The organism is Prevotella dentasini JCM 15908 (assembly GCF_000614065.1).
In the GTDB taxonomy this organism is placed as follows: Bacteria; Bacteroidota; Bacteroidia; order Bacteroidales; family Bacteroidaceae; genus Prevotella; species Prevotella dentasini.
Genome location: NZ_BAKG01000009.1, coordinates 14,228 through 37,202, shown reverse-complemented (window position 1 = coordinate 37,202; position 22,975 = coordinate 14,228). Strand labels below are relative to the sequence as shown.

Annotated in this window: 16 protein-coding genes and 6 pseudogenes; 17 read left to right on the top strand and 5 right to left on the bottom strand. The window is 57.9% G+C overall.

Annotation, left to right across the window (positions count from 1 at the left end; all coding sequences use genetic code 11):
* Window positions 1-123 precede the first annotated feature (123 nt).
* On the top strand, window positions 124-1,404 hold the full coding sequence (gene glyA, locus JCM15908_RS05830; RefSeq protein ID WP_025002632.1) for a serine hydroxymethyltransferase: 1,281 nt from the start codon (window positions 124-126) through the stop codon (window positions 1,402-1,404).
* Window positions 1,405-1,927: 523 nt separating this feature from the next.
* Here glyA and JCM15908_RS12640 read toward each other — a convergent pair.
* The 3 genes and pseudogenes from JCM15908_RS12640 to JCM15908_RS12635 form a co-directional block, all read right to left on the bottom strand.
* On the bottom strand, window positions 1,928-2,173 hold the full coding sequence (locus JCM15908_RS12640; RefSeq protein ID WP_036892859.1) for a glutaredoxin: 246 nt from the start codon (window positions 2,171-2,173) through the stop codon (window positions 1,928-1,930).
* Window positions 2,174-2,254: 81 nt separating this feature from the next.
* The gene (locus JCM15908_RS05820; RefSeq protein ID WP_025002631.1) at window positions 2,255-2,488 is read right to left on the bottom strand and encodes a YecH family metal-binding protein; all 234 of its coding nucleotides are present in this window, start codon (window positions 2,486-2,488) and stop codon (window positions 2,255-2,257) included.
* 226 nt (window positions 2,489-2,714) lie between these two features.
* A pseudogene (locus JCM15908_RS12635) lies at window positions 2,715-3,472 on the bottom strand (SDR family NAD(P)-dependent oxidoreductase).
* Window positions 3,473-3,719: 247 nt separating this feature from the next.
* Here JCM15908_RS12635 and JCM15908_RS12630 point away from each other — a divergent pair.
* The 11 genes and pseudogenes from JCM15908_RS12630 (at window position 3,720) to JCM15908_RS12610 (ending at window position 12,956) form a co-directional block, all read left to right on the top strand.
* Window positions 3,720-4,540, top strand: a pseudogene (locus tag JCM15908_RS12630) (nucleotidyltransferase family protein).
* An 87-nt stretch (window positions 4,541-4,627) separates the two neighbouring features.
* Window positions 4,628-4,942: a hypothetical protein gene (locus tag JCM15908_RS15095; protein ID WP_234396389.1), complete on the top strand. Its 315-nt coding sequence runs from the start codon at window positions 4,628-4,630 to the stop codon at window positions 4,940-4,942.
* Entirely contained in the window at window positions 4,885-5,481 is a 597-nt protein-coding gene (locus JCM15908_RS12625; protein WP_234396388.1) for an ATP-grasp domain-containing protein, read from the top strand. Before JCM15908_RS15095 ends, JCM15908_RS12625 begins: the two co-directional genes overlap by 58 nt.
* 100 nt (window positions 5,482-5,581) lie before the next feature.
* The gene (locus tag JCM15908_RS05800; RefSeq protein WP_025002630.1) at window positions 5,582-6,583 is read left to right on the top strand and encodes a CDP-alcohol phosphatidyltransferase family protein; all 1,002 of its coding nucleotides are present in this window, start codon (window positions 5,582-5,584) and stop codon (window positions 6,581-6,583) included.
* A gap of 93 nt (window positions 6,584-6,676) precedes the next feature.
* Window positions 6,677-7,438 carry an HAD family hydrolase gene (locus JCM15908_RS05795; RefSeq protein WP_025002629.1) on the top strand — a complete coding sequence of 254 codons (762 nt, stop codon included), beginning with the start codon at window positions 6,677-6,679 and terminating at the stop codon, window positions 7,436-7,438.
* A gap of 119 nt (window positions 7,439-7,557) precedes the next feature.
* Window positions 7,558-8,508, top strand: a pseudogene (locus JCM15908_RS15090) (inositol-3-phosphate synthase); the annotation flags it as partial.
* A pseudogene (locus JCM15908_RS15085) lies at window positions 8,433-8,864 on the top strand (inositol-3-phosphate synthase); the annotation flags it as partial. The pseudogenes JCM15908_RS15090 and JCM15908_RS15085, both read left to right, overlap by 76 nt.
* A gap of 366 nt (window positions 8,865-9,230) precedes the next feature.
* A pseudogene (locus JCM15908_RS12615) lies at window positions 9,231-11,750 on the top strand (DUF5686 family protein).
* Between the two features lie 269 nt (window positions 11,751-12,019).
* Window positions 12,020-12,154 (top strand): hypothetical protein, encoded by a 135-nt coding sequence (locus JCM15908_RS15375; RefSeq protein WP_262498841.1) that lies wholly within the window; start codon window positions 12,020-12,022, stop codon window positions 12,152-12,154.
* On the top strand, window positions 12,123-12,608 hold the full coding sequence (locus JCM15908_RS05780) for a DUF6169 family protein (RefSeq protein ID WP_025002628.1): 486 nt from the start codon (window positions 12,123-12,125) through the stop codon (window positions 12,606-12,608). The genes JCM15908_RS15375 and JCM15908_RS05780 overlap by 32 nt, the downstream gene beginning before the upstream one ends.
* 90 nt (window positions 12,609-12,698) lie before the next feature.
* A complete protein-coding gene (locus JCM15908_RS12610) occupies window positions 12,699-12,956 on the top strand; it encodes a hypothetical protein (RefSeq protein ID WP_036892836.1) in 258 nt (85 codons plus the stop codon).
* A 404-nt stretch (window positions 12,957-13,360) separates the two neighbouring features.
* On the opposite strand, the gene JCM15908_RS05770 is transcribed toward JCM15908_RS12610, so the two are convergent.
* Together JCM15908_RS05770 and JCM15908_RS14115 are read right to left on the bottom strand one after the other, a co-directional pair.
* Complete coding sequence (locus JCM15908_RS05770) at window positions 13,361-14,515, bottom strand: MFS transporter (RefSeq protein ID WP_025002627.1); 1,155 nt, start codon at window positions 14,513-14,515, stop codon at window positions 13,361-13,363.
* Between the two features lie 309 nt (window positions 14,516-14,824).
* A pseudogene (locus JCM15908_RS14115) lies at window positions 14,825-17,637 on the bottom strand (hybrid sensor histidine kinase/response regulator transcription factor).
* Between the two features lie 952 nt (window positions 17,638-18,589).
* Between JCM15908_RS14115 and JCM15908_RS05740 the strand changes: the two are divergent.
* From JCM15908_RS05740 to JCM15908_RS05725, 5 genes are all read left to right on the top strand, one after another.
* Complete coding sequence (locus JCM15908_RS05740; protein WP_025002622.1) at window positions 18,590-20,014, top strand: hypothetical protein; 1,425 nt, start codon at window positions 18,590-18,592, stop codon at window positions 20,012-20,014.
* 365 nt (window positions 20,015-20,379) lie between these two features.
* Entirely contained in the window at window positions 20,380-20,661 is a 282-nt protein-coding gene (locus JCM15908_RS15080; RefSeq protein ID WP_025002621.1) for a choice-of-anchor J domain-containing protein, read from the top strand.
* 26 nt (window positions 20,662-20,687) lie between these two features.
* On the top strand, window positions 20,688-20,987 hold the full coding sequence (locus JCM15908_RS14600; protein WP_148295536.1) for a hypothetical protein: 300 nt from the start codon (window positions 20,688-20,690) through the stop codon (window positions 20,985-20,987).
* 342 nt (window positions 20,988-21,329) lie between these two features.
* Window positions 21,330-21,857 carry a DUF4199 domain-containing protein gene (locus JCM15908_RS05730; RefSeq protein WP_025002620.1) on the top strand — a complete coding sequence of 176 codons (528 nt, stop codon included), beginning with the start codon at window positions 21,330-21,332 and terminating at the stop codon, window positions 21,855-21,857.
* A 53-nt stretch (window positions 21,858-21,910) separates the two neighbouring features.
* Complete coding sequence (locus tag JCM15908_RS05725) at window positions 21,911-22,870, top strand: glycosyltransferase family 2 protein (protein ID WP_025002619.1); 960 nt, start codon at window positions 21,911-21,913, stop codon at window positions 22,868-22,870.
* The last annotated feature ends 105 nt before the right edge of the window (window positions 22,871-22,975 follow it).

Below are 22,975 nucleotides of genomic sequence, written 5' to 3'. Positions count from 1 at the left end.
TTTTCTTTGGAGCTTTGCCTATAAATCAGTATATTTGCAGCAATTTAATTACTAATCGCCCTGTCAGGCTTATCATCCGAAAGAATAATGCCACGACAGGCAACCTTCTAATTTCAGAACAACATGAGAAGAGACCAAGAGATTTTCGATCTGATCGAACAGGAGCACCAGCGTCAGCTCAAGGGAATGGAGCTGATAGCATCCGAGAACTTTGTCAGCGACGAGGTTATGAACGCCATGGGTTCATACCTTACAAACAAGTATGCCGAAGGTTATCCCGGCAAGCGGTACTACGGTGGCTGTCAGGTAGTAGACCAAGTGGAGACACTTGCCATTGAGCGCATCAAGCAGGTGTTCGGTGCCGAATATGCCAACGTGCAGCCCCACTCCGGCGCACAGGCCAATCAGGCTGTTTTCCTCGCCGTACTCAAGCCGGGCGACACCTTCATGGGCATGGACCTCGACCACGGCGGGCACCTTTCTCATGGCAGCCCTGTCAACACATCGGGCATCCTCTACCACCCCGTAGGCTATACCCTCAACAAGGAGACGGGCCGCGTTGACTACGACAACATGGAGAAGCTCGCACGCGAGCACAAGCCTAAGCTCATCATCGGCGGTGGCTCTGCCTACAGCCGCGAGTGGGACTATGCACGCATGCGCAAGATTGCCGACGAGGTAGGCGCACTCTTCATGGTAGACATGGCACACCCGGCCGGTCTGATTGCTGCCGGACTGCTCGACAACCCGCTGAAGTACGCACACATCGTTACCACCACCACACACAAGACCCTCCGCGGTCCGCGCGGCGGCGTTATCCTCATGGGCAAGGACTTCGACAATCCTTGGGGCATTACCCTCAAGAACGGTTCGCTCAAGAAGATGTCGGCAGTTCTCAACTCTGCCGTCTTCCCCGGCAATCAGGGCGGTCCGCTGGAGCACGTCATCGCAGCCAAGGCAGTCGCTTTCGGCGAGAACCTGCTCCCAAGCTGGAAGGAATACGCACTGCAGGTGAAGAAGAACGCCGCCACCCTTGCACAGGCATTGGTAGACCGCGGTCTGAACATCGTCAGCGGCGGTACCGACAACCACTCCATGCTGCTCGACCTCCGCGGCAAGTATCCCGACCTGACTGGTAAGGTGGCAGAGAACGCACTCGTTGCTGCCGACATCACCGTCAACAAGAACATGGTTCCGTTCGACAGCCGTTCTGCTTTCCAGACCTCAGGCATCCGTCTCGGCACCGCTGCCATGACGACCCGCGGTGTAAAGGAAGACCTGATGCTGCTCGTTGCCGAGCTCGTTGACGAGGTACTCGCTTCGCCTGAGGACGAGAAGGTTATCGCACGCGTTCGCGAGAAGGTAAACGCTACGATGAAGGACTATCCTCTCTTCGCATATTAAAAGGAACAGGGAAACGGCCAACAGGCGGCCATTGCCCGAAAGGGTCTCATAATCTGTCCGCCTGCGCTTCGTAACCCTATCAATAACAAGCCATATCTGTGCTCCGCCTGCGGAGAATGGATATGGCTTTTTTCTTGCCCCGAACCGGCATGGAAATCTCTTCCGTCAGCCCGATACGGCAGAACAAAGCTGTCAACCCGTAGGGACAGACCGCGAGTCTGTCTTCTTTGCTTGTTTCGGACAGGCACAGGGCCTGTCCCGACAATTCGCCTGAACTCCGCCAGTAGCACGGAGAGAATGTATGACAGGCTGCCTGCATAACCGCATCTCGCCACCCATTACCGCCCGAAATCTGACAACGAAACATTCATCCTGCCATTTCCACAAAACGAAAATGCCGTTTTCACTGAATGAAAACGGCACTTTGACCATACGACAACGACACTTTCGTTTCGCTGTCCATACTTTATTGATTATCAGACGGTTGCACGCGACAATCCGCCACTGGGGAAACCACGCAGCACTACAGCCCGGCCTCCTCGGGAGAGAGCGTTACAGTGCCGTCCTCAAGCACGAAGCAGGGTATGCCGGCATACCCCTCGCGGCGCGCATCATCGAAGACGGCATGCGTGTCGCGCAGGTGCAGAAACTCCTTCAGGCGCAGCACGTGGCTGCCTATCTCTACTATCTCGTACCGAGGGTCGTCCTTCACCCGCTCGTAGACTGCCGTGCAGTCGGGACAGGTGTCCATACCGTAAATCCTTATCATTGCGATGGTGGGTGTTTCGTGGGCATGCAGCACCGATGCCACGCCCGGAAGACCGGGCCGGCAGACGCTGCACGCGGTTGGCTAATGGTTACATATCTTACTGCTGTCCACCGTAAAGTCTTCCGCCCCGGCAGGCATGAACTTGCCCTTCCCCTCAAGGAAGTCTACCAGTTCGGCAGCCGTCATTCCGTCTACAGAACAGGTGTGGAACCGCTCTTCCGTTCCGAATCTCTCTTCTATCGCCTCTACCAGTGCCTCTTTCGTCGCATAGCTGTTTCCCTCCATCATGTGGAGGACATCGTGTCCGTGTGCCATATTTCCTTTTCTTTATTGTTACTTATTCGTTTCAGGAAACAAAGTTAGGGCTTTTGCCACAATCGCAGGGTAACATTTGTGCCCCCTGCCGGACGATTTAAGGTAATTTAAGTAGAAACGAGCGACAAAGCCACTTTTCCCGACTACCTGACGACAGCCGGAAACGCCCGGCCCGGACGCCTGCACACAGAGCGGACGACAGGGGCGGACGAAGACGGCAGGAGCGTTATTTCCGCTTTACGACGCTTCCGCTCGCCTGATGGGTGGCGAGGACGAGCACCTCGGCTATCTGAACATGGGCCGGTGCGGAAGCGGCATAGAAGGCTACGTCGGCAATGTCGCCGCCCGTGAGGGGCTGTATGCCCTTGTAGACACCGTCGGCCCGCTCGTTGTCGCCATGAAAGCGCGTGGTGGAGAAGTTGGTCTGGACGAGTCCGGGCTTCACATTGGTTACGCGGACGGCCGTGTCGGCCACGTCTATGCGGAGTCCGTCGGTGAGCGTCTTCACCGCTGCCTTCGTGGCGCAGTACACGTTGCCCCCGGCGTAGGCGGCATCGCCTGCCACCGAACCGATGTTGATGACATGTCCCCGTCCGCGCGCTACCATTCCCGGCACGACGAGGCGCGTCATGGTCAGCAGGCCCTTGATGTTGGTGTCCACCATCGTGTCCCAGTCGTCGTACGAGCTTCATATTCCGGCTCCAGACCGAGGGCCAGTCCGGCGTTGTTGATGAGCACGTCGACCTCTGCCCACCGTCCCTCGAGCGAGTCGACGGCAGCCGTGGCAGCCGCCCTGTCGCGGACATCGAAGAGCAGCGTCAGCACCTTGGCCCCGTCGGCTTCGAGCTGTGCCTTGACCTCTGCGAGGCGGTCCTGTCTGCGTCCTGTAATGATGAGGTCGTATCCTCCTTGGGCAAACCTGCGTGCGCAGGCTTCGCCGATTCCACTGGTAGCACCCGTAACGAGCGCGATTTTCTTTTCCATAGTCTGGTTACTTTTATACGATTGTATGTGTCGGATGCAAAGATATGAAAAAATCGGCGTAATCGGGCATCGGTACGGCATTTTGACCATAACTTTTTTGTTTCTCCCCCACAGCCGCCGTTCCCCGGACAGGGGCAGATTGTGCGGAATTACTCTTGCAATCATTCGTTATTCTCGGAAAAGAATTATATCTTTGCAATTCGGGACGGGCGGAATGGTTCTGCCCGTCCGGCAAGCAAGAATAGCCATGAAGTATGCCATCATAGCTGCCGGAAACGGTTCGCGGCTCGCTCAGGAGGGAGTCGGCGTACCGAAGCCGTTGGTAAGAATAAACGGAGAGAGGCTGATAGACAGGCTGATACGCATCTTCGCGGAAAACGGGGCGACGGAAATAGCCGTCGTCTGCAACGAGGAAATGAGCGAGGTGAGCCGGCATCTGGCCGACATCGCGGAAAACGGACTCTGCGGACATCCCGTCCCGCTGCGCTTCGTCGTCCGCTCCACTCCCAGCTCCATGCACAGCTTCCATGCCCTGAGCGGCCTGATGGGCGGCGGGCCGTTCGTGCTGACCACCGTCGACACGGTGTTCCGCGAAGACGAGTTCAGCCGTTACGTCCGCGCCTTCTCCGAGGCTGCCGGGCACGGAACCGACGCCTGATGGGCGTTACCGACTATATCGACGACGAGAAACCGCTCTATGTCGGGACGACGGACGGCGGACGCGCCCACGGAGGGCCTTCCGCTGCCGCACCATTGCCGGGTCAGCTTGCGGTTACGGGCTTCTACGACCTGCCCGACCCGCCCTGCCGCTACATCTCTGCCGGCATCTACGGGCTGACAGCTCCCTGTCTTGACACGCTCCGCGCCTGCATCGGACGGGGCGAAAGCCGCATGCGCAACTTCCAGCGCGCCCTCCTGTCCGACGGACTGCGCGTTGCCGCCCATGCGTTCTCCAAGGTGATAGACATCGACCACGCAGGCGACATAGAGAAGGCCGAACGCCTCGTTCAGCCGCACAACGCCCCACACCACGCCGCAGACACGGCATGCCGCCCCCAAGAAGAGTAGACGAAGACCAAAGCGCGGCCATCTGCCACAACGCTGCAGCCCCTGTCCGCCCACAACCCCCACCCTGCCATCAATCCACTGCCGCCCATGCCCGTATCCGACACCCGACACCCACTGCACACCGCCACAGCCTCCGCAGGAGAAACACCGGCAGCGGGGCTTCTGCTCTTCCGCTCCGCCTGCTTCTCTCCCAACTCGGAGGCCAACGACGCAGCCATCCTCCGTGCCGTCGCCGACCGCCTCGCCGCGCCCGTGCAGCTCCTTTCCGAGGACGAGCTGCCGCTGTCTGCCGACCGACGCTACAAACTCATCCTCTCAATGGGCCGCCGCCCCGGGACGCTCGCATGGCTGAAGGAGCAGGAAACCAAGGCACGCGGGTGCTCAATCCCCCATTGGGCGTAGAACTCTGCTGCCACCGCAGCCGCCTTGCCGCACTGATGGCCGACAACGACATTCCACAGCCGCCCGCGACGGGCCGGCACGGCTACTGGCTGAAGCGGGCCGACACATCGGCACAGTCGGCAGGCGACATCCGCTTCTGTGCCGGCCAACGCGAGCTTGCCGCCGCCCTCGCCGACTTCGGCCGCCGGGGCATCGCCGACCATCTTGTGCAGGCCCACGTACAGGGCGACCTCGTGAAGTTCTACGGCGTGCTCGGCACAGGCTTCTTCCGCCATTACTACCCCGGCGACGACGGCATTACGAAGATGGGCGACGAGATGCGCAACGGGACGCCCCACCACTATACCTTCGCCCCGGCCGACCTGCAATCGGCTGCCGGCCGCCTCGCCGACCTCGCCGCCGTCCCCGTCTACGGGGGCGATGCCATCATAAGGCCCGACGGCACGTTTGTCATCATCGACTTCAACGACTGGCCGAGCTTCGCACGGTGCAGGGAAGCGGCAGCCGGGGCAATAGTAGACCTCGCCACCCACCGCTGAAAGTGCAGCGACGCCCTGCCGCCAACGCCGCAGGCCCGGCATCTGTAACCCGGCAGGCTGCAGCAGCACCGCAGGCTCACCAACAACAACCAACAGCAACATGAAAGAAAGACAACCGACAGACTCTGCCGCCCCCCTCGCCGCAGGAAAGCAACAAGGCAAGCGACCTCCTTTCAGGGAACTCCTTGCGGCCTCTCTCAAGTCGCGCGACACCGAGGAGTGGATAGACATCTACTTCACCCGTCCCATCGGACTCGCCTTCGCCCTCTTCTGGCACCGGATAGGCGTTACGCCGAACGCGATAACCATCCTCTCCATCTTCTTGGGCGTGTCGGCAGGCGTGATGTTCTACTTCACCGACATCACCTATAATATAATAGGTGTAGTCCTGCTGATGCTCGCAAACTTCTGCGATTCCACCGACGGCCAGCTCGCACGGCTCACCAACCAACGCTCCATGAAGGGGCGTTGCCTCGACGGATTTGCCGGCGACACGTGGTTTTTCGCCATCTATCTCGCCATTGTCCTCCGCCTGTGGCACCAGCCCATGCCCGGCACGATGGAGGTTTGGGGCTTCTGGGGGCTTGCCCTCGCTGCCATAGCCGGACTGCTCAGCCATTCGCATCAGAGTGCCATCAGCGACTACTACCGCCAGATACACCTCTTCTTCCTCAAGGGCAAGGAGGGGTCGGAGCTTGACTCATATACTGCCGAGCATGCCATCGCGGAGAGCCTGCGCGGCAAAAAGGGCGTGTTCTGGGAGCGGGCGTTCCACTACAACTACCAGCACTACTGCCACCGGCAGGAGAAGCGCACCCCGGCTTTCCAGAAACTGCGTGCCGCCCTCAAAGAGAAGTACGGGCAGGTGGAGAACATTCCGCAGGAGTGGAAGGACAAGTTCCTTAGCGGCAGCCGTCCGCTGATGCCGCTGACCAACTTCCTCACCTTCAATTCGCGCGCCATTCTCATCTACGCTACCTGTCTGACGGACTGCCCGTGGGTCTATCTCATTGCAGAGATAACGCTCTACAACGTCGTCTATATCTATATGCACAAGCGGCACGAAGACCTGTGCAGGAGCAGTCTCCCAAAGGCGGACTGACAGAAAGGCGGACATAAAGGCACTGTCCTCCGTCAACCAATATGCTGCGACGCTGCCGCAACACCGCCATAACAGCCGACAATCAACGAAAACATGAAACCATCTACAGAACATCCAGCCTCCACCGCTGCCCGGAAAGAGCCTGCAAGCGAGGCCTTCCTCTTCGATTTCGGAGGCACGCTCGACACACGGGGCTGCCACTGGGGGCGGTTTCTCTGGCATGCCTACCGGCGGCAGCAAGTGCCCGTCGGCGAGGAGGCGTTCCGTGCCGCATATATCCATGCCGAACGGACGCTGGGCAGGAATCCCATCATACAGCCCGGCTACACCTTCCGCCGCATGCTCGAAACAAAGCTGCGCATAGAATTTGAATACCTGACGCAGCACGGGCTTGCCGGCTCGGCACAATCCCCGTCCGACGACATGCAGGCCGCGGTGCTCGACGACGTATATGACAAGGTGAAGGCCATCGCTGCCGAAAGCCGCGGGGTGCTCCTCCGCCTGAAAGAGCGCAGCCGCCTCGCCCTCGTGAGCAACTTCTACGGCAATCTCCACACCGTTCTCGACGAGCTGAACCTTTCCGGCCTGTTCGAGACCGTAGTAGAAAGTGCCGTCTGCGGAGTCAGAAAGCCCGATCCGCGCATATTCAGCCTTGCCGTGGAGGCACTCGGGACAAATCCCGGGGACACGACAGTCGTCGGCGACAGCTACGACAAAGACATCGCCCCTGCCCATTCCCTCGGCTGCCGGACCGTCTGGTTGAAAGGCGAGGGATGGACCGACGACCAGCCCGACGGTACGGCTGCCGACCGCATCATAGGCCATCTTGCCGAATTATTGCCTCCACCGCAATAATCCGCAACAACTTACGTTATTATAAAATACAACGTCGGGAGAGAAGCGTTCTTTGAAGCCCGTCCGTGCTTATCATCCGTTCAGCAACGCCCATCCCGCCCAAGATAAACTCTAAGAATATGAAGAAAACAGAGGTAGCCCCCTCAGAGGGCAAGTTAGGAATCATGGTTGTAGGGTGCGGTGCAGTAGCCACGACCTTTATGACCGGAGTGTTAATGGCTCGCAAAGGTCTCGCAAAGCCCGTCGGCTCGATGACCCAATACGACAAAATACGTGTAGGACGCGGGGCAGAGAAGCAATATCTCCACTACAAGGACATTGTTCCGCTGGCTGACCTCAACGACATCGTATTCGGGACATGGGATGTCTATCCGCAGAACGCCTATCAGGCAGCAGTCTATGCCGAGGTGCTGAAAGCCAAGGACATCGAGCCTGTGCGCGACGAACTTGAGGCCATCCGCCCGATGAAGGCGGCTTTCGACAAGAACTACGCCAAGCGGCTCGACGGCGACAACGTCAAGACGTGTGCCACGCGGTGGGAAATGGCAGAGGAACTGCGCGAAGACATACGCCGTTTCAAGAAAGAGCAGGATTGCAGCCGCATCGTCGTCATCTGGGCGGCATCTACCGAGATATACGTTCCTTACGACGAAAAGGTCCACAAGACCCTCGAACAGCTCGAAACGGCCATGAAGGCCGACGACCGCGAGCATATCGCACCGTCCATGTGCTACGCCTACGCCGCACTGACCGAGGGCTGCCCCTTCATCATGGGCGCACCGAACACCACCGTGGACATTCCGGCCATGTGGGAACTCGCCGAAAAGACGCGCATGCCCATATCGGGAAAGGACTTCAAGACCGGGCAGACGCTCGTCAAGTCGGGATTTGCCCCCATCATCAAGACGCGCTGCCTCGGACTCGACGGATGGTTCTCTACCAATATACTCGGCAACAGGGACGGGCTCGTGCTCGACGAGCCTGCCAACTTCCACACCAAGGAGGTCAGCAAGCTATCCACGCTCGAGACCATCTGCAAGGCAGACGACCAGCCCGACCTATACGGCGACATCTACCACAAGGTGCGCATCAACTACTACCCACCCCGCAACGACAACAAGGAGGCTGGGACAACATCGACATCTTCGGATGGATGGGCTATCCGATGCAGATAAAAATCAATTTCCTTTGCCGCGACTCCATCCTTGCCGCTCCGCTGCTGCTCGACCTGACGCTACTCAGCGACCTTGCGGCCCGTGCCGGACGCTACGGCATACAGCGTTTCCTGAGCTTCTTCCTCAAAAGCCCGATGCACGACTATACGAAAGGCGAGGAGGCGGTCAACAATCTCTTCGAGCAATACACCATGCTCAAGAACGCCATCCGCGAGATGGGCGGCTACGAAGCAGACGAGGAGATAGACTAAGAAGGCAGACAGCCTGTCCTTCCCTCACGGGAGGGGGCTGTCCCTGTCCATGTCTCCTCCCCGTCCGGGGAGGGCGCACGAACGGCAACGCCGCCTGTGTGCCGGGGCAGACTGCTCCCGGCCGATTGCTGCCGCGTCGCAGCCATTCACCGGCAGCCGCCTCCCCTCCGCAAAAGAAAACTCAAAGAATATATGGCACAGACATCCAGTCTCAGAACACAACACACTCTCCTCCCCTCCCTATGGGGAAGGAGCCGGGGGAGAGCCAATCTCCCTCTTTTACTTGGCACGTCCCCTACAGGAAGACGCCCACGCTCCCATTGGAAGAGCTTCGGGGGGCTTCTTCTTCCGGGGAAAGCCGGGATAATGCTTCTCCTATTCTTCTTCACCCTCGCCGCCTCCGCACAGAACCTGCGGTGCTATGTCGTCGATTCCCAGACAGGAGACAGCATCCCCTACGCCAACGCCAACTACAAGTCGCTGAGACTCGGCGCATCGGCCGACGCGTCGGGACTGCTCGTCATTGCACGCAAGGCAGGACAGCAACTGACCGTTACCGCAGTCGGCTACAAGGCGAAGCGCGTCAGGATAACCACCTCCACCCCCGAGACAATAAAAGTAGCCCTCGCTGCCGACTCAAGACAACTCGAAGGCGTCGTCGTACAGGCGAAACGCCGGCACAAATATTCGCGCAAGGACAATCCGGCCGTAGAACTGATGCGGCGCGTCATTGCCGCCAAGAAAACGACAGACCTCTCCAACCACGACTACTATCAGTACGACAAGTATCAGAAGGTTACGATGGCCATCAACAACCTTACGCCCGACGAGCTGGAAGGCTCTCTCTTCGCGAAGTCGCCGTGGCTGCTCGATCAGGTGGAAGTCTGCGCGTACAACAACAAGCTCATCCTCCCCTTCTCCGTCGACGAGACGCTCACTCAGCACGTCTACCGCAAGTCGCCGCGCGACGAGAAGGACATCATCAAGGGCCAGTCTACCAAAGGCATCTCGAAGCTGATACAGACCGGGTCCGCCCTCAACACCGTGGTGAAGGACATCTTCAAGGACATCGACCTCTACGACGACCAAATCAATCTCCTTCAGTCGCGTTTCCCATCGCCCATCGGCTCCACCGCCATCTCCTTCTACCATTTCTACATAGACGACACTCTCTACATCGGAAAAGACAAGTGCATACGCCTGCAATTCATGCCTGCCAACCAGCAGGACTTCGGATTCCGGGGCGAACTCTACGTCCTTGCCGACAGCTCCCTGCACGTACGCAAGTGCGACATGCAGCTCCCTGCCAACACGGGCGTCAACTTCGTCGATGCAATGAAGTTCGGGCAGGAGTACGAACAGCAGCCCAACGGCGAATGGGTGCTGACCACGGACAACATGGTGGCCGAGCTGAAGCTGACAGACCTCTTCCAGCGCGTCATCGTCATCCGTACCACAGGCATGCGCAACTATGCCTTCGCCCCCATTCCCGACGCCCTCTTCAAGGGCAAGGCAAAACTGAAGTATGACGCCGGTGCCAAGATGCGCGACGACAGCTTCTGGAGCGAGCACCGGACGGCACAGCTCACCAAGAGCGAGAGCGGCATGGACGATTTCGTCAGCAAGATGGCCAAGACCCGACGATTCCGCTGGGTCATGTTCGGTGCGAAGGCCTGATAGAGAACTTCATCGAGACGGGCAACGGGAAGCATCCCAGCAAGATAGACATAGGACCGGTCAACACGTTCCTCTCCAAGAACTTCGTCGACGGCATACGCCTCCGTGCAGCAGCCCGCACCACGGCACACTTCAGTCCGCACTGGTTCTTCGACGGCTACTACGCCTACGGCACGAAGACAAAAAACAGCTACTACGGGGCAAAGGCAACCTATTCGTTCAACAAGCCCCAGTACCAGCCCATAGAGTTTCCCATCCGCACCATATCCATAGAGGCATACAAGGACGTGGAGTCGCCCTCCGACAAATATCTCATCCACAACAAGGACAACATCTTCATGGCCTTCCGGCCCGTCAAGGTAGAGAAAATGTACTTCTACAACCGCCAGCGGCTCACCTTCGACTGGGAGACAGACTACGGCCTCGCCACCCATTTCGCCTTCGAGATGGAGAAGACCGAGCCGACGGCAAAGCTCCTCTACGAGCACCTGAACGGCGACGTCGTAACGAAAATACGCCAGACCTCGCTGTCCCTCGGCTTCGACTACCGCCCCGGACAAAGCTATATCAACTCCAAGCAGCAGCGGATGGAAGTCAACCTCGACGCCCCCGAGTTCAAGCTCAGGCATACCATGGGCATACAGAGCCTCTTCGGCTCGCAGCTGAACTCCAACCTTACCGAGCTGTCAGCCTACAAGCGCATCTGGCTCGGCAGCTGGGGAAGATTCGACATCCGCCTCTCCGCAGGGGCACAATGGAACAAAGTCCCCTTCCCACTCCTTATCATGCCGCCCGTCAACACGTCGTACTTCGAACATCAGGGAACGTTCAACCTCATGGAGAACATGGAGTTCCTCAACGACCGCTACGCGCAGTTCAACCTTGCGTGGAACCTCGAGGGAAAGGTCTTCAACCGTATTCCGCTGCTGAAGCACCTGAAGTGGCGCGAGTACATCGCCTTCAAGGGAATGTGGGGACACCTGACCGACAAGAACAACCCCTACCTGCCGCAGAACGCCGCCGACCCCGACCTCTACCGATTCCCCGAGCACGCACGTGATGAACCACGAGCCTTACCTCGAGCTTGTCGTCGGCATACACAACATCTTCAAGTGCCTCGAAGTCGACTACGTGCGCCGCCTCACCTACACCGCCTACCCGGGCATATCGGTCGACGGCATCCGCTTCGGATTCAATCTAGTATTCTAACCCACCGCATACATCCCCTCTCCTCCCCGAGAGGGGATTTCTCGTTGCGCCTGCCCGAAGCAGGAAGACGTCAATTACCGACCCACATTCCTTATTCCCCGCCGGCCAGCCCCTTTCATCCGAATGTTTAACGTCTGAATGTTAATTTATAGTTAATTCCACAACAACTCAGCGTTAAACCCTTGATGAAAACCGCGTGGAGAAAACTTATTTTGTAAATTTGTAGCACTAAACAGGTTCTTCGCCCAAGAACCACAAAGCAAACGAACATGAAGAAGAATACAGCCCCCTCCATTATCCGCCGGATGATGGAAGACAAAAAGGAAGTTCAGAACTATATTCGTGAGCACGGCACCCTGAAAGGCTTCAAGAATGACAGAATTAAATTCGCTCGTCCAGTTTGAAATAAAATACAATTATGAGACGTCGGCCTACGAATTTACCACAGACGACGGCATCCTGTACATAATAACGTTTCTCGACTACTCGGATGTCATCGGCACGGAATACCCGGTCTACGCCTTTGGCATAGAAAGATTTCCGCCCCATGGGAAGTGTAAGAGCAGCAATGCTGTCCGCAACACGATCCTGAATATCTTGGAAAGGTTCTTTCAGAGAAACGACAATGCGATGGTTGCCATTTACGACAGCAGCGACAAAAGGCAGATGTGCCGCAAAAGACTCTTCGATAAATGGTTTTCAGAGTTTGACGACGGTACGCTTTCTAAACTGGATGGGAGTTTCGATATAGACGGTGAGACCAATTTTGCAATGGCATTATACTCCTCTACCCACCCTTTCAGACAGGAACTTGAACACCATTTCAGGATGCTGTTGGATGTCAACTTCTACAACTAAGCAAGTCAAGCAGCTCCCCAAGGCCATCCCTCCATCCCTATTATGCTTCCGGCACGCACCGCTGCAAGCTTTATCCGACCCACAAACGATATGGAACAAGACCACATAGACCGCGCCCTCCAGTTCACGGAGAGCCTCGAAAAGCTCGGCAACCAGCTCCGTCAGGCCGACGCACAGCAGCAGCTCCTCCTCTCGCGCATGCTCGAGATGAGCCGCAACTCGCTGACCGACACCGCCGAATACCGCGAACTCGGGCAGCGCAGCCGCAATCTTCAGGCCATGATAGACAAGTGGCGTCCCGTCTACGAGAAACGCCTTGCCCTCGCGCGCAGCGCAAGGCGCGGCTGACAGCCGCCTGTCCTTCCCACCCCCTCGCCACGCCCGAAAAACGAAAACGGCACTCCGACCATGTCAGAGTGCCGTTTTCGCATCGTCAAACCGCCCCTTTCGTTTTCCCGTTGCGCAGGGCGCGTTCCGCCACCGTGTTCAGGAACGTGGAGGGGAAATAAAAATGTAGGGACAGGCCACGTGCCTGTCCGCATCAAAAACAATCCGACATTAACACAAATCGTGCGTTCCACCGTTTCGGAAAGGCACGGGGCCTGTCCGGCGTCGTTACCTACGTGCATATTTTTGTTTATCGGACAGACACGCGGTCTGTCCCTACGGGTTGCCTGCGAGTCGCCTAAGACTTCAGACAGAACGAATCAGTACTGCATGCGCTGCCTGCGCCTTCTTTCACTTCCTCGCAATCAGGCTGACAAGCAGCTCATGCCTGCCATGACGATACCGACAGCGCACACGCCCTGCCATCCGGCCGTCTTCCAGCCCCATCCGGCAAGGAAGGTGCCCAACGAACCACCGACGAAATAGATGGTCATGAAGATGGTGTTCACGCGGTTGCTTGCGGAGGGTATCTCTGCTATACTGGCACTCTGATTGCTGAGTTGCAGGCATTGCAGGCCGATGTCGAGCAGGATGATGCTGGCTGCCATGCCCACGTAGCTGTTGCCCAAGAACAGGGCCACGAGCCAGCCGGCAATCATTATACTGCCGCCTGCGACAGAGAAGCGGTACACGCCGAAACGGGGCACGTACCGCCCCAGACCGCTGGCCACCATTGCCCCTGCTATGCCACACAGCCCGAGCATGCCCACCATGTCCGAGCCGACGCCAAAGTCCTTGGCAAGGTGGAAGGCCAGACAGGCCCATACCGTCAGCAGACTGCCGAAGCCGAAGGCTGCCCGGACGGAGTTGACGCGTATGCCCGGATGGGCGATGAAGATTTGGAACACGGTCTTCATCAGCGAGGCGTAGCTGCCGTGGAAATTGCGCTTCATGTCGGGCATCATCCGCAAGGTGATGATAAGGCACAGCAGCATGATGCCTGCCGCTATCAGGAACATCGACCGCCAGCCCAGCCACTCGCCTACCAGTCCGCCCACGACGCGTGCCCCCAATATGCCCACGAGCAGCCCGGAGAGCACGTAGCCCATGTTGCGCGCCTTGTTCCCGGGCCTTGAGAACTGGGTGGCTATCGGCAGGAAGAATTGCGGTACGACGGAAAACGCCCCCAAGAATACGGAGGCTGCCCATATCGTGTAGATGTCGGCGGCAAAGCCGATGACGACCGCCATGAGGGCGGCCATTGCCATGCTGACGATAATGAGCCGGCGGCGCGAATACAAATCGCCCGAGGGTATGAGGAAGCAAAGCCCCAAGGCATAGCCCGTCTGCGTAATCACCGTGATGAGATTTGCCGACACCTCGCTGACGCCAAGGTCGCGGCATATCTTCTCGAGCAAGGGCTGATTATAGTACAGATTGGCAACCGTCAGGCCTGCCATAGCCGCCATCATAATCATCATGGCGCGGGGGATTCCCCCGTCTTCCTTCAATCGTATCATCCTGCAAAGTCTGCCCTGCCGCACACAGCGACGGGAAGTTTTTCCTTATCTATTTCATAACCGCTATGCCAAGCCCTTGAGACAAAAGGGCAGGTTGCCGTGGCTGCGGTGATGTGCCACGCACTCACTGCACCGGCCGTGCCGGGGGCAGGCCTTCGGACAGGGACATTCCGTCTGCCGGGCTTGTCCGCACACCGGCTGCAAACTGTTTGTTTCTTCCATTCCTGTTACTTTCTAATCGTTTCGGATAACTCCGGCACCGACAGGCACTGGACGGCAAGTTCGTTTTCCCTTGCAGGGCACCATTGCCTACTCTCCGCGCCTCCTGTACTCGGTAGGGGTAACGCCGCACACGTTCTTGAACGCACGCACGAAATTGGGATAAGCGTCGAATCCGCACTGCTCTGCCACTTCCGCAAAGCTTACCTTGCTGTCCTTGTCCAGCAGACTGCATGCGCGCTTTATCTTCAGACGCTGGATATGGGCGGCAGGGGTATCGCCCACAAGGGCATTTATCTTCCGGTAGAACTGCCGCGGGCTCATGCCCATGCCGGAGGCGACGGCTGCCACGTCCACCATCCTGTTGCGGTCGAGATGCCTGCTGACCAGCCCCGACACCTTGGTGAGGAACCGCAGATCGGCCTCGTTCGCCCTGCCGCCTTCTTCCGTCTCTTCCCCGCGCTGCTGCATCATTCCGGCAAACTTCTTCTGCAACATCCGCCTGCCTTCCAAGAGCTTCTCCACCCTCGTCCGCAGCTCGTCGGCATTGAACGGCTTGGCGAGATAGGCGTCCGCCCCGGCCTCTATGCCCCTGATGCGCTCTTCGTCGGTAATCTTTGCCGTAACGACGATGACGGGAATGTGGTTGATGATTTCGTTGCCGCGCACCTGCCTGCACACCTCCAGTCCGTCCATGCCGGGCATCATCAGGTCGGTAATGATGAGGTCGGGCACCAGTTCCTCTGCCTTTTCCAGTCCGTCCTTACCGTTGCCGGCGTAGGAGACGGCGTAGCGGCCCACGAACTGCGAGCGATATAGGCGGCAATGTCGCGGTTGTCTTCAATGACGAGCAGCCGGCACTGGCTGTCGTCGCCCTCGCTGTCGTCAAGCTCAGGCCCGGCCTTGGGCAGCAGCGGAACGTTTCCGGCATCCGTAACGACGGACTTTGCATGACGGCCGGAGTTCCTCACGGGCACGCTGATGTGGAACGTCGTGCCTTTGCCGGGAGTGCTCTCTGCCGTAATCGTCCCGTCGACGGCTTTCATTATCTGCATGACGAGGGCCAGGCCTACGCCCGTGCCTATGTGCTGTGCGTCGCTGTCGCCTGATAGAACGGCTCGAAGACGTGGGCAAGCGTTTTCCCGTCCATGCCCCTGCCCGTGTCTGCCACCTCTATCAGCAGCCTGTCGCCCTCGCGCCATGCCTCCACGCTCACCCTTCCGTATTCGGGCGTGAACTTGAAGGCGTTTGAGAGCAGGTTGTTGAGCACCTTGGCCACGTAGTCGGGCACGAAGTCCATCACCACTTCTCCCTTCGATATGAGTTGCAGCTCTATGTTGCGGCTACGTGCATGGTCGCGGTAGCTTTCCACTATCATGCCGAGGTAGGCTATGATGTTGCCGTTCTTCCAGTCGGCATTGCCCACCGCCGACTTTATCTTCGATATGTCGAGCAGCTGGTTGATGAGCATGAGCAGCCCCTCTCCCTGCCGCTGTATGGTCCGGGCCTTGTCTTCCACTTCCTTCACGTCAGGTTCTTGGAGGTCGCGGCTCAGTCCGAGTATGACGGTGAGCGGCGTTCGGAACTCGTGGGTGATGTTGGTGAAGAAGTTTTCGCGCAGTGCCGCCAGCCGCTTCAGTGCCAAGTGGTTGCGGCGGTGGAAACGCTGTATGTAGAGGAAGGCCACCAGCGCGCCTATCAGGATGATGACGACGAAGACGAAGACGGCATAGTCTATCTGGCGTGCCGTCCGTTCCTGCTCCAGTTTGACTCTCGCCTCGTTCATTTCCCTTTCCTGCCTGTTTCGCTCTATGTTCAGGCTCGTGTTCTGTATGCGGTTCACTTTCTCCATGCCCAGCACGCTGTCCTGCATGGCCGTAGCCTTCTCGTAGGCGGCCAGTGCCGCGCGGCAGTCGCCCTTCTGCTTGTAGTGCCTATAATATAAGGTGTGGATTTGACCCAGATGCTCGCGCGAGCCTATGGCCTCCGCCACCTGCCTTGCCCTGCCGAGACATTCCATCTCCCTGCCTTCCGTTTCCCGTGGCGTGGCAGATGCCTGCAAGGGCAATGAGCATGTTGAGGGCGTGCCAGTCGTCCTTGGAGTCCTTCATCAGCCGGTAAGCGGTCTCATACTCCGCAGCCGCCTTGTCGTACTGCCGCGCCTTCTCGTAGAGCGAGCCGAAATAGGTATGGCAGAGCGCGATGCCTAACTCGTTGCCCTCCTCGGTGTTCAGCTCCATCGACCGGCGGTAGTACACCCAGGCCGAGTCTGTCTGTCCCCGGTGCTCGAAGATGGAGCCGAGATTGGCGTAGTTGATGGCCTGCCCCACCGTGCTGTGCAGTTCCTGTTCGCCTTTCAGGCACATCCGCAGCGTGCTGTCGGCCCGCTCATAGTTGCCCAGCGTAAGGTAGATGTTGCCCAGTCCGTTGAGCGACACGACGCGGTTCTTCCTCGCCGTGAACGAGGTGTCGGCACACTCCTCGCTCATCTTCCACGCGCTGTAGTGGTATCCTTGTGCCACGTCGAGCACGCCCATGCGCCTGTAGTCCGTACCTACATTGTTCAGGGCCTGCACCCATTCCAGCGTATCGCCGGCGTCGGCCGCCTGCTGCAGCCCCTTGCTGTGGACGCGCAGTGCCTCCTCGAAGCGGCTATCGTCGCGCAGTGCCTTGCCCCACCGCCTGAGGGCAACGATGCTGCCGAGCCTGTTGCCCTCGCCCTCCAGCCGTCTTTGCAGCAGGGCGAGCGAGTCGGCTCCGCCTACAGCGTGTACGATGCTGTCGGCCGCCTTGCGCTCCTCGGGGGTAAAGGCATGCGGCTCCTTCCCGCACGAGGCGAGCAGGAGCAGGATAGACACAAGCACCGGCAGTGTGCGCGAAATAAGGCTGCGGATTCCCCCCATACCATTCGTAAAGGTCTCATGGCAATGCTTCAAGGCTGCATAAGAGGCGTTTCGGAACAATTGCATATTATATGAAATGTGATGATTCAGAGTTATTCATGACAGCAGTCGTACTATGCCGGCAACCGAAGCAGAGCCTTCGTTGCCTTGTCCTTCTGATGGTAATCTGTACGCCTGCAAATATACACAAAACTTTCGGGCGCACCAAGGAAAATCTCCTTTATCTTGTGCCTTGTCCGCGCCGGGGCAAAAGCCGGAGACGCGCCACCCCGCGGTTTCCAGCCTGCCGGCGGCTCACCCTGTGGGGACGGAATCTGAACGGAACTATCATCAGGAAACCGTTTGATGCCTAAAAACCGCTGATTGTTAAAAAGGATAAAGCTATCACTATTAAACCTTTGAGCAGCAAGTGTTTACAGACAGACCGATATTGATAAGTCAGAAAGACGAAGAATGTCCGATTTTGAAACATTTTTGTCCGATTCTGCAATGTACTTTCGTGCTGTGCGTATCTAACTTTGCAGCAGAAAATTCAGCATTGCCCGACATGTAATAAGGAGTAGAAAGGCATGAAGGCAAACACCGGACGAAGGGAACAAGGCGGACAGGCACGGGGCCTGTCCCTACAACAGAGCAAACACCCCCTGCCGCCCGATAGCGCAACACGACGCAGAGGACACAACCAACCCGTAGGGACAGACCGCGTGTCTGTCCGACAAACAAAAACACGCACCCGCGTCTGTCCGTCCAAAAAGCAACGGCGATGTTTGAAACGAAAGAGTAAAGAAGATGTGAAAGGAAGCTGAAAGAAGTCAAAGGAACAACAGCCCTCTCCCGGCAATCCCAAGCAAAAGGACATCCGTCCCCCCGACCTCCCCCGACTTCTCTATCCCCCTCAACTCCATAGCAGAAACAAACAATCTTTATCATCAACAATAAAATTAACAAAACTATGAGACAAAACAAGTTCATCGCAATGTCGGCAGCCATCGCACTGACATTCGCAATCGCAACGCCTGCACAGGCACAGTTCGGGAAACTCATCGACAAGGCGAAGAAAAAGGCAAAGGAAAAAGTGGAACACGCCGTAGAAAGGGCAATGGACGACGCTACCGACGCCGCCATCGGCACCGCCAAGAAAAAAGCCAAGAAAGCAGCCAAGGACGTTGCCGGAAAGGCAGGCGTGAACCTGCCCGAAGAGAGCACCTCCAACGGCAGCTCCACTGACGACGGCGGAATGGCAACGCTCCACAAGCGCAACTTCAAACCCTCGAAGGAAGCCATTGCCAACGACCCGCAGGCGCAGGACGAGACCGTGCCCGACTTCTCCACGCGCTCCTACAAACAGGTGCACGCCGCCTACGAGCATCTCGACCCCAAGTACTTCCCTCTCCAGCCTTACTACAAGTATCCCGTGATGTACGAACTGGGCAAATGGGCAGGAAACGGCGACAGGATTCTCTACAGCATTATGGAAGAGATTCTAACCGCGCCTATCAATTATGAAATAACCCTCTACCTTGCGAGCAACGAGCAGATACCCGAACTCGTATCGGCAGACGGACAGCCATTGGCAGTACAGGAGGACGACGTCTACCGCTACCCATTCGCCGCAGCCTTCTTTGCCGACCCCAACAGCAAGCAGGGCGTCTACAAGCTCGCCATGATTCTCGCCAGCCAGAGCAATGCCGTGAGACGAGTGAGGAACTATGAGATAAAGACCAACTCCGGTGTGGCATACGCCAAAAAGGGATGGATGTTCCCCTACGATGCAGACAATATACGGAGCCGGCGCGAGGACCTGATGCGGGAGATTGCCTGCAACGACGTGGACATCAACCTCATCAACCAAATAGTGCTCGAACTCTACCAGACGATGGAGGCACGGAAGCCGGGCTACGCCAAGGTGGCCTACATGCTCGCAGCCAACGAGCTATACGACAAAGTGATGATGCACCACAAGGACTTCGCTGCCAACAAGGGCAAGTTCAACAAGGCACTGGTGCTCTACACCAAGTACTACAACACACGGGAATACGCCAGCATCCTCGACGGAGCAATGAAAGAGGCTCCGCTGGAGAAAGTAACCCTCAAGCCGGGCGCACTCAACGCATCGCTCAACGCACAGGTGCTCCGCATAGCCAAGCAGAAGAAACCGGACTGCATACGCGTGGTCATAGAAAACGACGCATGGAAAATCCATAAGAACGGACTCGTCATCACCGACCGCGCACTCCGGGCATGGGTGGTCTACAAGGATGACAAGGGACGCACCGTAGCCCACGACTACAGCTTCTGCCAAGACCATCAGGGCGGCGGCAAGTACGGACCGCTGCGCTACAAGGGCATCGGCATGCAGACCGTGGAGGTGAAGTAAGGCCCGCCTCCCCCTCAAGAGCAGGGGGAGGCAGCAGACACGCACAGGAAAACAAGGACAACAACGGACTAAAGGTCGTGCTTCTCGGCCTGAACCGCTTTAACTCCGTAAACTCCAGCAGCATCTACGTAACAAAGGAAACATCTACTTGCGAAATTCAAAGATAACATGCTTTTATGGAGAAAGAATAGACTTCAGCTCCGTCACCATGGATAACTCCCACCTTGCCACCCAGATAGAGTGCGACAGACTTTTCAGGATAAACGCCACTTCGCACTCTTACGGTGACGAAAAGCCCCTTAACCCGGACAACTACCTCATTACGCCGCTCGTGAGCGGAGCGGACCACGACGGCCGCCAAGCCTATGACGAGGACTGTTGGCCAGTGGTACGAATACAACGTCGACCTGCCTGCCGGCACCCGCTACGTAGCGTTCCGCCACTACAACTGCACCGACCAGTTCCGCCTGAACATCGACGACGTTACGGTATTCGGCACCGCCGACGGCATCAGCACCGTAGCCACCGCCGTGCCTGCCAAGAAGCAGGGCATCTACAACCTGCAGGGCGTGCGCATGTCCGGCGACTTCAGCCGCCTGCCGGCCGGCATCTACATCGTAGACGGCAAAAAGGTCGTAAAGAAGTAAAAGACACTCAGGGACATCTCCCCCGTGTGCCCGATGACGCAAGACAACGCAGGAATACACACCCACCTGTAGGGACAGGCCCCGTACCTGTCCGAAACACACGGAGCGGACAGACACGCGGTCTGTCCCTACAAGAGGCAACCGTCCCCATGCTGCCCGACGGACACAACACGACGCAGGAGGGCATGCACAACCCACAGGGCGAACAGACCACGCGTCTGTCCGCCCTGCAACATTTTGAATTAAAACAAACGTCAATTAACCTGTCGGGACGGACGCCCTCGCCTGCCCCGGCAATCCCAACCGCCCTGACGCACGATGCGTAAAGGCCAGACGCACGGGGCGTAACGGACAGACGCAGAGAACAAGAGGCAACCGCCCACGTGCCGCCCCCATGACGCAACACGACGCAGAAGGCACACCGACCCGTAGGGACAGACCACGTGTCTGTCCGATAAACAAAAACGCGCGCGAAGGGAAACGACACGGACAGGCACGGGGCCTGTCCCTACAAGAGGCAACCGCCGGCAGGCGGACATCTTCCGTCCTTCCGTACATTCTGTCTTATGCCAGAGCCGCCTTAAAATATTAAGGCACACGATACCGTAAGATGGAAAATTAGCGGAGAAAAACATCTGTATATCATATTATTTCGCTAATTTTGCAGCATGAATCCTAATGAATACAAACAACTGCGGGCCTACGCCCTCTACGACGGCATCTATCTCGCCATCATCTGGGCAGCGAGCTTCGCCTGCTTTCTGGGCATGACGTGGCACAGCCTCTTCGGTCTGGGCTGGATGCTCCTGCTGCTCTCCACGCCCCTCTTCGTCTCCTACCGGCTGGGCAAGTACCGCAACGAGGCACTGGGCGGCAGCATCTCCTTCGCCCGCGCCCTGTTCTACAGCCTGCGCGTCTTCCTTACCGGCTCGCTCGTCTTCGCATTCGTCCAGTGGGCGTACATGCAGTTCATCGACGGCGGCAAGCTGCTGGGCATCATCTCCCTCGCCGTACATTCGCCCGAGACCAAGGACATCCTCGCACCCATGCAGCTGACGCCCGAGAAATACATGTCGATTCTCGCACCGCAGCTCTCACCGTTGTCGCTCGCCACGTCGAGCATCGTCAACGGAATGGTAGCCGGGGCAGTGCTCAGCCTGATGATAGCCGCCATGGCAGCCATGATGAGGAAATAAAGACACGGTAGCTGTCCTTCCCAAGGGAGAAGGAGAATAAAAACAAAAACACAATGGACATATCAGTAATAGTACCCCTCTTCAACGAGGCAGAAAGCCTGCCCGAGCTTCACAAGTGGATTCAGCGCGTCATGCGGGCCAACCACTTCACCTACGAGGTCATCTTCGTCAACGACGGTTCCACCGACGAGAGCTGGCAGGTCATAGAGCGGCTCAGCGGCGACGACCCCAACGTCCGCGGCATCAAGTTCCGCCGCAACTACGGCAAGAGTCCTGCCCTCTTCTGCGGATTCAGGGCCGCCGGGGGCGACGTCGTCATCACCATGGATGCCGACCTGCAAGACTCGCCCGACGAGATTCCGGCACTCTACCGCATGATAACCGAGGAAGGCTACGACCTCGTCAGCGGCTACAAGCAGAAACGCTACGACCCGCTGACGAAGACCATCCCCACGAAGCTCTTCAACGCCACGGCACGCAGGATAAGCGGAATACACAACCTGCACGACTTTAACTGCGGACTGAAGGCCTACCGCCGCGAAGTGGTGAAGAACATCGAGGTCTACGGAGAGATGCACCGCTACATCCCCTACCTTGCCAAGGAGGCCGGATTCGCACGCATCGGAGAGAAGGTCGTCCACCATCAGGCACGCAAGTACGGCACGACGAAGTTCGGCATCAACCGCTTCTTCAACGGCTACCTCGACCTGCTGACGCTCTGGTTCCTCACCAACTTCGGCAAGAAGCCCATGCACGTCTTCGGGCTTCTCGGCTCGTTCGTCTTCTTCATCGGCTTCATCGCCCTCGTATGGCTCGGCTGCGAGAAGGCCGTCAACCTCTGCAACGGCGTCTACGGCGACCTGCTCGCCTCGCACGCCTCCTTCTACATAGCCCTGACAGCCATGCTCCTCGGCACGCAGCTCTTCCTCGCCGGATTCATAGGCGACCTTGTCAGTCGCTCCAGCGACCGGCGCAACGACTATCAGATAGAGAAGGAGATAAACTTCCAGTAGTCTCCCATCCCCTCCGAAACAGGAGGGAAAGTCAAACCCCACCCTCCCCCAAGGGGAGAAAATAAAAACACCGAGCCCCTCCCTGCGTTTCCGCCGTCCCTGCCG